A 12,858-nucleotide genomic window follows, 5' to 3' on the forward strand; every position below is an offset into this window, starting at 1 on the left:
GGAGCCTTTACTTTAGCCTGTGTAGGTGCGCGGGTATAGCTTCATGCTGACCAAAGACGCGCATGCGTCAAATCTACAGTCCGTTGCGTCTCAAAACCGATTCTACACGTCACCGGTTAATTATGCCGTGATTCGCCGTTTCACTGAATCCGTAAATCGATTCAGCTTGATCCACTTCAAACGCGGATTAATTTCAGGCATCGAAATAATTGGCAGTCTAAATACCAGAGCGGCGTCACTGAAATCAATCTGCCGGGTGATGAAAGTGAGATCTGCACCACAAAAAAGCACCCGATTGGGTGCTTTTTTCTCCATTTTCGGACTATCGGCCTCTGCTACTGAAGCTCTTTTTCAGTGAAGAGATCGGCAAACAAGGCGGTACTCAGATAGCGTTCACCGGAGGAGGGGAGGATCACCACAATATTTTTGTTGGCGAAGGCTTCATCTTCCTGCAGCTTCAGCGCCGCGGCAACGGCAGCACCGGATGAGATACCGGCCAGAATACCTTCCTCTTCCATCAGCCGACGCGCCGTACTGATCGCCTCTTCATTGGTGATGGCCACGACGCGGTCCACCAGATTCAGCTCAAGGTTGCCCGGGATAAAGCCTGCGCCGATACCCTGAATTTTGTGTGGGCCGGGCTTGATCTCATCGCCCGCCAGCGCCTGAGCAATCACCGGGGAATCGGTCGGCTCAACCGCAACGGTAATCAGATCTTTTTTGCCTTTGGTGTTTTTGATGTAGCGGCTCACGCCGGTCAGCGTACCGCCGGTGCCGACACCGGCAATAAAGACATCCACTTCGCCGTCGGTGTCTTCCCAGATTTCCGGGCCGGTGGTCTTTTCATGGATTTCCGGGTTGGCCGGGTTGCTGAACTGCTGCAGCAGCACATATTTATCCGGATTGCTGGCAACAACCTCTTCAGCTTTGCTGATGGCACCTTTCATGCCTTTGGTGCCTTCGGTCAGTATCAGCGTCGCGCCCAGCGCCTTCAGCAACTTACGGCGCTCCACTGACATGGTTTCTGGCATCGTCAGCGTTAATTTATAACCGCGCGCTGCGGCGACATAGGCCAGAGCAATACCGGTGTTGCCGCTGGTCGGTTCAACCAGTTCAACACCCGGTTTCAGAATACCGCGTTTTTCTGCGTCCCAAATCATATTGGCACCGATACGGCATTTTACGCTGAAGCTCGGGTTACGGGATTCAACTTTCGCAAGGATGCGGCCGTTACCGATGCGGTTCAGTCGAACCAATGGCGTATGACCAATTGTCAAAGAGTTGTCTTCATAGATCTTACTCATAGCCTGTCCTTAACTGTATGAATTATTGGGAACCCTATGAGCATACCTTTTCTGCCTGGTGGCGGAAGGAAAGAAATCGTATATCTATATGTCGCCCGGCAATAAGCCCTGCTAAAAAGAGCATAAGGCGCGCTGATGAATTTAACGCAACTCATGACGTGCCAGCGTTGACCGGTAGCGATCGACCCACATGGCGGTGGCACCGCAGACGGCAACCGGCATGATCACCAGGTTCAGAACCGGGATCATGGTGAACAGACTGATTAGCGCGCCAAACTGCATATTGGCCGTTTTGTGTTGACGCAGGGCGTTGCGCATCTGCTGAAACGGCACTTTGTGGTTATCGAACGGATAGTCGCAATACTGGATGGACAACATCCAGGCGCTGAACAGGAACCACAGCACCGGCGCAACGGTCTGGCCAAAGCCAGGAATAAAGTAGAGCAGCAGCAGTCCCAGCGCGCGGGGCAGGTAATAACCCAGTTTTTGCATCTCGCGCTTCATAATGCGCGGCACATCCTTGATCATTCCAGCCCAGCCGCTGTCCGGCAGAGGCTTGCCTGTCAGGCGGCCTTCCAGCTGCTCGGCCAGCAGGCCGCAAAACGGAGCGGCAATTAAGTTTGCCAGGGTCGAAAAGAAGTAGCTAAACACCAGCACAATCGCAATCACCGACAGCGGCCATAACAGATAGCTCAGCCACTGCAGCCAGTCCGGAATATGGGCCATCAGCCGCGGGATCCAGTCACCGAGACGATAGAACAGCCAGATGAAAGCGCCACCCAGCATCACGATATTGATCAGCAACGGCATCACTACAAAGCGGCGAATGCCAGGCAGACGTACCAGTTTCCAGCCCTGGCTAAAGTAGTGCATGCCGTTAAAATTTGAGACGGAATTCTCAATGGCCATAAAGCCAGTTCTCCTGAAGATGTTAAGGCGCGCCCACTATAACCTGGCTTTTTCTCCAGGCCAGGTGCCGTTTGGGTAAAAAAACAGCGAAAAAGCGTGGGTTGCCTATCTTATTTGTCAGAAAATAGTGCACAGACTTGCACTTGTGTAGCAGGGCAAATACAGTTAGAGGATAAAGTTTGCCGCGGTGGCAAGGTATTGGAACAACAGAGAATACAATGATGCAGGATTTGCGTCTGATATTAATCGTTGTTGGCGCGATCGCCATTATAGCGCTCCTTCTTCACGGGCTGTGGACCAGCCGTAAAGAGCGTTCGTCAGTGTTCCGCGATCGCCCGCACAAACGTCTAAAACAACGTGATGAAAATGATGAGCAGGACCTGATTGACGACGAGGATGATGGCGTCGGCGAGGTTCGCGTTCGTTCTGATCGCAACGTACATCAGGAACCGCGTTTCGATGAGATTCGCGAGCCACAGCCAGAAGCGCCGCGTAAGCCTGCGCCCGCTGAGCCTGTGCGTCAGCCTGCGCCACGACCCGCACCGCAACCCGAACCTGAAAGCGACCCGCTTTTTAACACGGCACCGCAGCCTGCTCCGCAGTCGCGCCCTGAACCGGTTCGTCAGCAGCCCGCACCCACTTTTGTCGCGCCGCCCGTTCAGGCCGACCCACTGCTGGATCTCGACCCGCTGGAATCTGTACAGCCAGTACCGCAGTACCAGGCAGAACCTGAGCCGCAGCCTGAAGTGACATCGGCGCCCGCGCCAGCACAGCCTGCTGCTAAAGCGCCAGCGGAAAAACCGAAAGAAGCGGTACTGGTGCTGCATGTTGCCGCACACTCGGGCGGTGAACTGAACGGTGAGGCCCTACTGCAGGGTATTCTCCAGGCGGGCTTCCAGTTTGGTGAAATGAACATTTTCCATCGTCATCTCAGTCCGGCTGGCAGCGGCCCTGTATTGTTCAGTCTGGCCAATATGGTTAAGCCGGGCTCATTCAATCCTGACCTGATGACCGATTTCAGCACGCCTGGCATCTCTATCTTTATGATGGTGCCTTCTTATGGCGATGCGAATCAGAACTTCAAGCTGATGCTGCAGTCGGCTCAGCGTATCGCTGATGATGTAGGTGGCGTGGTGCTGGATGATGAGCGTCGCATGATGACGCCACAGAAGCTGGAAACTTACAAAGCGCGTATCCGCGATGTGGTTGGCGTCTGAGAACTGCGCTAAACGCTATCTGAATTGTTAAAAACAAACCCCCGCCTGTCGGGGGTTTTTTATCTGATGGGGCTTTATGAAATCCGTCCAGGATCACATCACCGAACTGCGCACCACGTTGCGCCATCATGAATATCTCTATCACGTTATGGATGCGCCGGAAGTGCCGGATGCTGAATACGATCGTCTGATGCGTGAACTGCGTCAGCTGGAGGAGGAGCACCCGGATCTCATTACGCCAGACTCGCCGACACAACGCGTGGGTGCCGCGCCGCTGACGGTCTTCGAGCAGGTGCGCCATGAAGTCCCGATGCTGTCGCTTGATAACGCCTTTGATGAAGCCACGTTTATGGCTTTCAACAAGCGGGTGCAGGATCGCCTGAAAAGCAGTGACGACATAACCTACTGCTGTGAACTCAAGCTCGATGGCGCTGCGGTCAGCCTGATGTATGAAAATGGTCTGCTGGTCCAGGCCGCAACGCGCGGTGACGGCACAACCGGCGAGAACATTACCGCCAATGTCCGCACCATTCGCGCTATCCCGCTGCGGCTTAAAGGCGACAACATTCCGGCACGGCTGGAAGTGCGTGGCGAAATATTTATGACGCAGCGCGGCTTTGAAAAGCTGAATGAGGAAGCACGCCGGACTGATGGCAAAGTCTTTGCTAATCCGCGCAATGCAGCAGCCGGTTCTCTGCGTCAGCTGGATCCGCGCATTACCGCCAAACGTCCGCTGACCTTCTTCTGCTACGGTTTTGGCCTGCTGGAAGGCGGTGAGATGCCGCACAGTCACATGGGGCGTCTGCAACAGTTTAAAGCCTGGGGCCTGCCGGTCAGCGACCGCATTAAGCTGGTGCACAACGCAGAAGAAGCCCTGGCCTTCTATCGTGATATTGAGCAACAGCGTCCGAATCTGGGTTTTGATATTGATGGCGTGGTGATCAAAGTCGATTCACAGGAACTGCAGGAAAAACTGGGCTTTGTGGCGCGCGCGCCGCGCTGGGCGATTGCCTTTAAATTCCCGGCACAGGAACAACTGACCTGGGTGCGGGACGTCGAATTTCAGGTTGGCCGCACCGGGGCTATCACACCGGTAGCTCGCCTTGAGCCGGTGCAGGTCGCGGGCGTGATCGTCAGCAATGCCACGCTGCATAATGCGGATGAAATCGAGCGGCTGGGATTACGCATCGGCGATCGGGTGGTCATTCGCCGCGCCGGTGATGTGATCCCGCAGGTGGTCAACGTGGTGCTCGCCGAGCGCCCTGAACAGACGCGTGAAGTTCTGTTCCCGGCACACTGTCCGGTCTGTGGTTCCGAGGTTGAACGGGTCGAAGGGGAATCGGTCACGCGCTGCACGGGCGGTTTAATCTGCGGTGCTCAGCGCAAAGAGGCGTTGAAGCATTTTGTCTCGCGCCGGGCACTGGATGTTGATGGCATGGGCGATAAGATTATCGACCAGCTGGTAGAGAAAGAGTACGTCAACACACCTGCGGATCTGTTCCGTCTCACGGCGGGCAAACTGACCGGACTGGATCGCATGGGGCCGAAATCGGCGCAAAACGTTGTCGACGCGCTGGAGAAAGCGAAATCGACTACGCTGGCGCGTTTCCTCTATGCACTGGGCATTCGTGAAGTGGGTGAAGCCACCGCTGCCAATCTGGCTAACCATTTTGGTGAGTTGCAGAAGGTCATGGATGCCGATCTTGAGGCGCTGATTGCGGTGCCGGATGTCGGCAAAGTCGTTGCGGCACACGTGCGCAACTTCATGGAAGAGGAGAGCAACCGTGAGGTTATCCGCCAGCTGGTCGAGGATATCGGTATTCACTGGCCGCAGGTGGTGGTGGTGAGAGCCGAAGAGATCGACAGTCCGTTCGCGGGTAAAACGGTGGTGCTGACTGGCTCACTGTCGCAGATGAACCGCGATGATGCCAAAGCGCAGCTGATCGCGCTGGGCGCAAAAGTCAGCGGCAGTGTCTCGAAGAAAACCGATTTGCTGATTGCCGGTGAAGCGGCTGGTTCAAAGCTGGCGAAAGCAGCGGAGCTTGGCATTGAAGTGATTGATGAAGCGGAAATGATCCGCCTGCTGGGAGCCTCAGATGGATGAACATCAGCTGGTGGCGATAGCCAATACGCCTATGCCGTTTGGCAAATATAAGGGGCGGATGCTGATCGATCTGCCTGAGCCTTATCTGCTGTGGTTTGCCCGCAGTGGGGACTTTCCGTCTGGTCTGCTGGGTGATCTCATGCAACTCACCCTGACAATAAAAATTGAGGGTCTGGAAGGGTTAGTTAAACCGCTTCAGACCCGCAAGTAACGCTGCCCGCACTGGCGGGCAGCCGATCTATTTCTGAGACTCCATCACCGAATCTTTGACCTGCACAGCCTGCTGCTTCTCATTGGTCTTCTTATAACGTCCGGCAATAAATGAGCAGACCATCAGCTGTACCTGATGGAAAATCATCAGCGGCAGCACAATAATCCCCACGGTACTGGCCGGGAACAGGATATTCGCCATCGGCACGCCATTCGCCAGACTCTTCTTCGAACCACAAAACAGCACCACAATCTCATCGGCGCGTTTAAAGCGGAACAGACGCGAGGCCAGCAGGTTGATAATCAGCACGGCGGTCAGCAGAATGATTGAGCCTGCCACAATCCACAGCAGCGTAATCAACCCAACGCGATGCCAGATGCCATTAACCACCGCTTCACTGAAGGCGGAGTAGACCACCAGCAGAATCGAGGTCTGGTCGGTTTTGCCAATCAGGCTGCGGTGCTTCTCAACCCAGCCACCGATCCAGCGCCGTGAGAGGTGTCCCAGTACGAAAGGCACCATCAGTTGCAGCATAATCTTCCCGATCTGCTCCAGTCCATCGCTGGGCGCGCTGCTGTGAATATCCATCACCAGGTTCACCAGCAACGGCGAAATAAACACACCCAGCAGGCTTGATGCAGAGGCGCTGCATACCGCTGCCGCAACGTTACCGCCCGCCATGGAGGTAAACGCGATAGCGGATTGCACGGTCGCAGGCAGGATACAGAGGTAGATAAAGCCGGTATAAATTTCCGGGCCGACATTAACCGGATGCCACCAGACCAGCAACAGACCCAGCACCGGAAACAGCACAAAGGTGCTGAACATAATCCACAGATGCAACCGCCAGTGACTGCTGCCTGAGATGATCTTTTCACGCGACAGCTTGGCACCATGCATAAAGAACAGCAGTGCTATCGCTGCCGTCGCGAGATAGCTGAATATATCAACGTAGATCCCTCTGGCTGGCAGAAAAGAGGCCAGCAGCACGGTGATGATGAGTTTAACCATCATCGGATCAAGTTTTAAAAATCCCATTGTTAAATTCCGGTAAATTTTTCAATAGCGCGATTGTGCGTGAAAGCTGTTTAGAAATAAAATTGATTTATTGAATTAATCTATGAGCGGAATCGATGAATTACACCCTGCGTCAGCTACGAACCTTTATTGCGGTGGCTCACTATGGCGGATTCAGCCAGGCGGGGCAGGCGATAGGTCTGAGTCAGTCGGCGGTCAGCCACAGTATTAAAGAGCTGGAAGCGGAAACCGGCGTGCGATTGCTGGATCGAACCACCCGGGAGGTGATGCTGACTGAAGCGGGAAAACAGCTGGCGTCACGCATGGAGCGCCTGCTGGAGGAGATTCATACCACGCTGCTGGATATCCGCAGTTTTGGCGAACAGCGCAGTGGTACCGTCAGGGTGGCAGCCAGCCAGACCATTTCCGCTCATCTGATGCCGCAATGTCTGGCTGCCAGCCAGCAACACTTTCCTGACATCAAAGTGATACTGCACGATCGCGCCCAGCAGTGGGTGCTGCAAAGTGTGCGTAACGCCGAAGTCGATTTCGGGATTGTGATTGGGCCACTCAGCGACAGCGATTTTGACAGCATCGCGATTCTTGATGAGCCTTTCCTGCTGCTATGCCGTGATGATGATCCGCTGGCGCAGGTGGAAAGGGCAGAATGGTCAATGCTGGATGGCCGCACCATTGTGCTTCAGGACTACGCTTCGGGCAGTCGGGTCCTCATTGATGCGGCGATGCAGCAGCAGAATATCAGGGCTGAAGTCGTTCAGGAGATTGGTCATCCCGCTACGCTGTTTCCGATGGTACAGGTGGGGATCGGCATCAGTATTCTGCCCGCGCTGGCGTTACCGTTACCGGCGGATCGCGCATTAACGGTGCGGCGTCTATATCCTGAAATCAATCGCAGCCTCACGCTGATCAAGCGTAAAAACCGTTCGCTGACGCCTGCTGCCGAAGCGATCTGGCAGGAGGTGCGCCAGCAGGCGACGCTGCTGGCGCAACAACGCGAGGCCAGGCCCGCATTTTAGATGTAGACATCAATTTTGTTGGTGTCGGTAGGGCGGTTAATCCCGTCTGCTTTGCTCTCACTGACGGACGAGCTGTCACTCTTTGGCTGATCCTGCTCGGCCTGCTTCTGTTCCAGCTGAGCAATCTGCGCCTGCAGCATGGTGATTTGTGACTGATACATCTGCTGCATTTCAGACTTCTGTTCGTCAGTCAGTTCTTTGTTGTCGGCCAGCTCTTTGACTTGCGTTAAGACGTTCTGAATCTGTTTATTCAGCGCCGCGACCTGCGAGGCAACACTGCCGCCACCGCTGTCACCGCCACTGACTGCACTGCTTAGAATTCCGGAAATTGAAGACATCATTTTTCTCCCTGTAAGTTGTCAGATACGTTATCGGCACGCTGTGAAACGACTTGAGAGCTGAAATTGTTAAGGTTGCGAAAAGGTGAGAGCTTATCTGTTACGCCAATGTCAGTGCTCCCTGATCCAGCACGCTTTTTAAAGCCTGAAGTCGCAGAAAAGGGCAGTTCAGATTTAAGTCATGCTTAAGTCAGTGCAGCAGAAACGAAAAAAGCGCCATAAAGGCGCTTTATTCTGAATTGGTGGGTCGTGCAGGATAGCCTCGGCCCGTCGTGGGCCTCGCCCTGCGGGTGATGCTGTCGCATCAGCCTGAATCGCTCCCGGCGATTCAGTCGAACCTGCAGCAGGTTCTCATCCTGCACGGTAAAGTCCGTGCCCCGGAAACGAAAAAAGCGCCTTAAGGCGCTTTATTCTGAATTGGTGGGTCGTGCAGGATTCGAACCTGCGACCAATTGATTAAAAGTCAACTGCTCTACCAACTGAGCTAACGACCCGAAGTGGTGGGTGATGACGGGTTCGAACCGCCGACCCCCTCCTTGTAAGGGAGATGCTCTACCAACTGAGCTAATCACCCACTTCGTACTTCAGTACTACTAACAGGCAAGATATGGTGGGTGATGACGGGTTCGAACCGCCGACCCCCTCCTTGTAAGGGAGATGCTCTACCAACTGAGCTAATCACCCATATCTTCATACCTGTTCACTGCGGGCCACGCTGTTAAGAGTGGTGGGTGATGACGGGTTCGAACCGCCGACCCCCTCCTTGTAAGGGAGATGCTCTACCAACTGAGCTAATCACCCCCGCTGTGTGGAGTCGCATTATAGGGATAGTTGATTTTGAGTCAACGCTTTTTAAAACATAAATGTGCGTTCGGTTTATTTTTAAACACCCTGTCGCGCTTTTAGCCAATGTGCTGGTTTTACTGGCAGAAAAGCCCCTTTTCCCGGGCGGCAACCGGCGGGCATGCATTGAGGATTCACCGTCAGATGCTAGAATGTGCCCACTGTTTTTTCGCGTCTAACCTGTTTTTTGTCATCCAGACAGAGAACCCGCGCATCTAAGGCAATACTCAATGAAAATCAAAACACGCTTCGCGCCCAGCCCGACTGGCTATCTGCATGTAGGTGGCGCCCGTACCGCACTTTACTCCTGGCTCTTTGCCCGTCACAACCAGGGCGAGTTCGTGCTGCGCATTGAAGACACCGATCTGGAGCGCTCCACGCCGGAAGCTATCGAAGCCATCATGGATGGCATGAACTGGCTGAGCCTCGACTGGAATGAAGGCCCTTACTACCAGACAAAACGTTTTGATCGTTACAACGCGGTCATTGATGAAATGCTGGAAGCGGGCACCGCCTATAAATGCTACTGCTCTAAAGAACGTCTGGAAGCGCTGCGTGAAGAGCAGATGGCCAACAACGAAAAGCCGCGTTACGACGGCCGCTGCCGTGACAGCCATGAACATCATGCAGATGATGAGCCGTGCGTTGTGCGTTTCCGCAATCCGCAGGAAGGTTCGGTCATCTTTGACGACCAGATCCGTGGCCCGATTGAGTTCAGCAACCAGGAGCTGGATGATCTGATCATCCGCCGCACCGATGGTTCGCCAACCTACAACTTCTGCGTCGTCGTGGATGACTGGGATATGGGCATCACCCATGTGATTCGCGGTGAAGACCACATTAACAACACGCCACGTCAGATCAACATTCTCAAAGCAATTGGCGCGCAGGTTCCGGTGTATGCCCACGTCTCAATGATCCTGGGCGATGACGGCAAAAAGCTCTCCAAGCGTCATGGCGCGGTAGGGGTGATGCAGTATCGTGATGATGGCTACCTGCCAGAAGCGCTGCTCAACTACCTGGTTCGTCTGGGCTGGTCACATGGCGATCAGGAAATCTTCAGCGTGGCCGAAATGGCTGAGCTCTTTACCCTGGATGCGGTCAGTAAGTCTGCCAGTGCGTTCAACACTGAGAAACTGCAGTGGCTGAACCATCACTACATCAATACGCTGCCGCCAGAATATGTGGCGACACATCTGCAGTGGCATATTGAAGAGCAGAAAATTGATACCCGCACGGGCCCGGAACTGGCGAAGCTGGTTGGTCTGTTAGGCGAGCGCTGCAAAACGCTGAAAGAGATGGCTGCATCCTGCCGCTACTTCTATGAAGACTTTGCAGAATTTGATGCCGATGCCGCGAAGAAACATCTTCGTCCGGTAGCTCGTCAGCCGCTGGAAGTGGTACGCGATAAGCTGGCCGCGATCGAAGAGTGGACGGCTGAAAACGTACATCAGGCTATTCAGAGCACCGCAGATGAGCTGGAAGTCGGGATGGGGAAAGTGGGCATGCCGCTGCGCGTGGCCGTAACCGGTGCCGGTCAGTCACCCGGACTGGATGTCACCGTGGAAGCAATAGGCCGCAGCCGCAGCGTTGCACGTATTGAGCAGGCGCTGGCCTTTATCAGTGAGCGGGAAGCGCAGGCTTAATAAACAGAACCGGAAGCTTCGCGCTTCCGGTTTTTACTCTTCAGTGATATCCAGACGCTGCAACATGCCTTTAATACCTATCCGTAATATCAGCGCTGACAGCTGCTCCTGTTCAGCCTGACTCATTTGCGGAACCGCATTTACTAACAGTGCCGTCAGTGAATCTGCCGGAACCCTATACATTGCGGCGGGTTCGTGCAGGCTACGCGTCGAATGGATAAATTTTTCTACGCGATCATCGACATGAATCAATCGCGCCTTGCCGCCCTGAATGCCGGGTCTGGGCAGGGTGGTCCAGTTTTCGCGCTTAATCCATTTGTTCACTGTCTGTCGGCTCAGGCCCGTCTCTGAGGCGAGTTCTTCGGGTGTTAACCATTCCTTTTTCATCATACCTTCCCTGATAAATACACCTTACTCTTCGCTGATTCCCAGTCGCTGCAAAACGCCCTTGATACCTTCGCGTAAGATTAGTGCAGTGAATTGATCCTGCTCGTCCTGAGTCATTTGCTGGACGGAACTTATTAATAACGCAGGTAATGAATTAGACGGAGTGCCATAAGTTGCCGTCGGCTCGTTAAGGTTACGGGTCGACTGAATAAAACTTTTCACGCGCTCATCAATGTGAATCAATCGGGCTTTACCGCCTTGCACACCGGGCTTCGGCGTGGTCGTCCAGTTTTCCCGCTTGATCCATTTATTCACCGTTTGCCGACTGTAACCCGTCTCTGCAGCCAGCTCTTCGGGGGTAAGCCATTCCTTTTTCACGATGCAGTCCCTGATTAATACATTAGCAGGACATATTACAGCAAAACGTAACGGGTGAAAGTAACTGAAGCTGAAATTGCCTTTTGTCTCTCGACAAAAGGCAAAACATCATTACTGAGGATTACTGGCGGGTTCAGCGGCAGGGCGGAATGCAAGGAAATAGGCCAGACCAACGAACACGGCACCACCCACGGCATTGCCTGAGAAGACGGCAATAAAATTAGGGAAGTACTCTGCCCAGCTCATCTGACCGGCAAAAATGGCGGCCGGAATAATAAACATGTTAGCGACAACGTGCTGGAAGCCAATGGCCACAAATGCCATCACCGGGAACCACATGCCGAAGATCTTGCCGACCACATCTTTACTGGCAAAAGCCAGCCATACCGCCAGGCAAACCAGCCAGTTACAGCCGATGCCGGAAATAAAGGCGTGCAGGAAATCAGCGTGGACTTTTGCAGAAGCGATAGCAACGGTCTTCTTCAGGTAATCGCCCTCGGTCATACCCAGCATGTGACCAAAGAACCAGGCGACAGCCACGCTGCCGAGAAAGTTAGCCAGGGTAACCCAGAACCAGTTGCGCGCCACGCTCATAAAGCTGATGCGACGGGCGAACCAGGCCACCGGTAAGGTCATCATATTACCGGTCAGCAGTTCACCACCCGCCAGCACGGTCATGATGATCCCCACCGGGAAGACCGCGGCACCTAACAGGCCACCAAAAGAGCCCCATTCAGCGGGAAGGGTGTTGATCACGTGAAGATCCAGCAGGAAGCCGGTCGCAATAAATGCGCCCGCCATAAAGCCGAGAATCAGAAGGATGCTGACAGGTGCACGGCTTTTAGCCACGCCTGACTGGATCGCCAGTTGTGCGATTTCTTTAGGTGTATGCAGCGACATAGTATCTCAGTAGTTTTTTTATGATTAATGGGACGATAACGCCTGGTGGACGCGTGGTGCGCGGGAGAGGGTCCCGGGTACCACTAAATTAGCGGGCTAAGTTTTGCATGCGAAAAAGCCGAAGACAAGAAAATTCCTATAACATATTTAACCGTGAATTAACCTGACGGCAGACTGAATAACAGTTAAAAAACGGTCCTGTATGAACAGACACGATTTTCCCCTGCAGCATGCTGCTGAAACTTCGCAGGTTGCCGCCTTTTTCAGCGATCAAACAGAGAATGTCATTTTGCCGTTGACACCCCGGAGGGGGTTTCATATTATGCCGTCCGTCGCTTAACGCGACAGTTTTTCGGTTCGGGGCTATAGCTCAGCTGGGAGAGCGCCTGCATGGCATGCAGGAGGTCAGCGGTTCGATCCCGCTTAGCTCCACCAAACTTCTTCCCAAAAGTTTGGCACTGAAAAACGATTCCAGATGTGGGGGTATAGCTCAGCTGGGAGAGCGCTTGCATGGCATGCAAGAGGTCAGCGGTTCGATCCCGCTTATCTCCACCATTTTCTGACACG

At 54.0% G+C, this 12,858-nt stretch carries 12 protein-coding genes, 6 tRNA genes and 1 other RNA gene; 7 read left to right on the top strand and 12 right to left on the bottom strand.

Features of this window, described 5'->3' with window-relative positions; translation table 11 throughout:
• Positions 1-335: 335 nt before the first annotated feature.
• Entirely contained in the window at positions 336-1,304 is a 969-nt protein-coding gene (cysK, locus tag ACX8ZY_RS06025; RefSeq protein WP_010671366.1) for a cysteine synthase A, read from the bottom strand.
• Between the two features lie 141 nt (positions 1,305-1,445).
• Positions 1,446-2,213 (bottom strand): sulfate transporter CysZ, encoded by a 768-nt coding sequence (gene cysZ / locus ACX8ZY_RS06030; protein WP_060680702.1) that lies wholly within the window; start codon positions 2,211-2,213, stop codon positions 1,446-1,448.
• 218 nt (positions 2,214-2,431) lie between these two features.
• Here cysZ and zipA point away from each other — a divergent pair, with 218 nt between their 5' ends.
• From zipA to ACX8ZY_RS06045, 3 genes are all read left to right on the top strand, one after another.
• Complete coding sequence (gene zipA / locus ACX8ZY_RS06035) at positions 2,432-3,430, top strand: cell division protein ZipA (protein WP_421665274.1); 999 nt, start codon at positions 2,432-2,434, stop codon at positions 3,428-3,430.
• Positions 3,431-3,506: 76 nt separating this feature from the next.
• The gene (gene ligA, locus ACX8ZY_RS06040; RefSeq protein ID WP_022624163.1) at positions 3,507-5,534 is read left to right on the top strand and encodes an NAD-dependent DNA ligase LigA; all 2,028 of its coding nucleotides are present in this window, start codon (positions 3,507-3,509) and stop codon (positions 5,532-5,534) included.
• Positions 5,527-5,745 carry a DUF3820 family protein gene (locus ACX8ZY_RS06045; RefSeq protein WP_003848878.1) on the top strand — a complete coding sequence of 73 codons (219 nt, stop codon included), beginning with the start codon at positions 5,527-5,529 and terminating at the stop codon, positions 5,743-5,745. The genes ligA and ACX8ZY_RS06045 overlap by 8 nt, the downstream gene beginning before the upstream one ends.
• Before the next feature lie 27 nt (positions 5,746-5,772).
• On the opposite strand, the gene ACX8ZY_RS06050 is transcribed toward ACX8ZY_RS06045, so the two are convergent.
• Complete coding sequence (locus tag ACX8ZY_RS06050; RefSeq protein ID WP_010259885.1) at positions 5,773-6,783, bottom strand: bile acid:sodium symporter family protein; 1,011 nt, start codon at positions 6,781-6,783, stop codon at positions 5,773-5,775.
• Positions 6,784-6,878: 95 nt separating this feature from the next.
• On the opposite strand from ACX8ZY_RS06050, the gene ACX8ZY_RS06055 reads away from it, so the two are divergent.
• Positions 6,879-7,799, top strand: coding sequence for a LysR family transcriptional regulator (locus tag ACX8ZY_RS06055; protein ID WP_459260751.1), 921 nt, complete (start codon positions 6,879-6,881; stop codon positions 7,797-7,799).
• Here ACX8ZY_RS06055 and ACX8ZY_RS06060 read toward each other — a convergent pair.
• The 6 genes from ACX8ZY_RS06060 to ACX8ZY_RS06085 all read right to left on the bottom strand — a co-directional run bounded on the left by ACX8ZY_RS06060 (position 7,796) and on the right by ACX8ZY_RS06085 (position 8,938).
• A complete protein-coding gene (locus ACX8ZY_RS06060; protein ID WP_010259880.1) occupies positions 7,796-8,137 on the bottom strand; it encodes a FlxA-like family protein in 342 nt (113 codons plus the stop codon). The two genes, ACX8ZY_RS06055 and ACX8ZY_RS06060, sit on opposite strands and share 4 nt — an antisense overlap.
• Before the next feature lie 240 nt (positions 8,138-8,377).
• Positions 8,378-8,513: non-coding RNA, RtT sRNA (locus ACX8ZY_RS06065), on the bottom strand.
• Positions 8,514-8,555: 42 nt separating this feature from the next.
• Positions 8,556-8,631 (bottom strand) — tRNA-Lys (locus tag ACX8ZY_RS06070).
• A gap of 4 nt (positions 8,632-8,635) precedes the next feature.
• Positions 8,636-8,711 (bottom strand) — tRNA-Val (locus ACX8ZY_RS06075).
• Between the two features lie 34 nt (positions 8,712-8,745).
• A tRNA-Val gene (locus ACX8ZY_RS06080) sits at positions 8,746-8,821 on the bottom strand.
• Between the two features lie 41 nt (positions 8,822-8,862).
• Positions 8,863-8,938 (bottom strand) — tRNA-Val (locus ACX8ZY_RS06085).
• Between the two features lie 272 nt (positions 8,939-9,210).
• On the opposite strand from ACX8ZY_RS06085, the gene gltX reads away from it, so the two are divergent.
• Positions 9,211-10,626 (top strand): glutamate--tRNA ligase, encoded by a 1,416-nt coding sequence (gltX, locus tag ACX8ZY_RS06090; RefSeq protein ID WP_010257834.1) that lies wholly within the window; start codon positions 9,211-9,213, stop codon positions 10,624-10,626.
• A gap of 33 nt (positions 10,627-10,659) precedes the next feature.
• Here the strand turns inward: gltX and ACX8ZY_RS06095 are convergent, their stop codons facing one another.
• The 3 genes from ACX8ZY_RS06095 to ACX8ZY_RS06105 form a co-directional block, all read right to left on the bottom strand.
• Positions 10,660-11,013: a YfeC-like transcriptional regulator gene (locus ACX8ZY_RS06095; protein WP_010257835.1), complete on the bottom strand. Its 354-nt coding sequence runs from the start codon at positions 11,011-11,013 to the stop codon at positions 10,660-10,662.
• 24 nt (positions 11,014-11,037) lie between these two features.
• Positions 11,038-11,391 carry a YfeC-like transcriptional regulator gene (locus tag ACX8ZY_RS06100; protein WP_010257838.1) on the bottom strand — a complete coding sequence of 118 codons (354 nt, stop codon included), beginning with the start codon at positions 11,389-11,391 and terminating at the stop codon, positions 11,038-11,040.
• 111 nt (positions 11,392-11,502) lie between these two features.
• Complete coding sequence (locus ACX8ZY_RS06105; protein WP_010257841.1) at positions 11,503-12,291, bottom strand: formate/nitrite transporter family protein; 789 nt, start codon at positions 12,289-12,291, stop codon at positions 11,503-11,505.
• A gap of 359 nt (positions 12,292-12,650) precedes the next feature.
• On the opposite strand from ACX8ZY_RS06105, the gene ACX8ZY_RS06110 reads away from it, so the two are divergent.
• Both ACX8ZY_RS06110 and ACX8ZY_RS06115 read left to right on the top strand, forming a co-directional pair.
• Positions 12,651-12,726, top strand: a tRNA-Ala gene (locus ACX8ZY_RS06110).
• A 44-nt stretch (positions 12,727-12,770) separates the two neighbouring features.
• Positions 12,771-12,846: transfer RNA gene (locus ACX8ZY_RS06115), tRNA-Ala, on the top strand.
• Positions 12,847-12,858 lie beyond the last annotated feature (12 nt).

Source organism: Pantoea sp. XAF26B01_ASV70 (genome assembly GCF_054512635.1).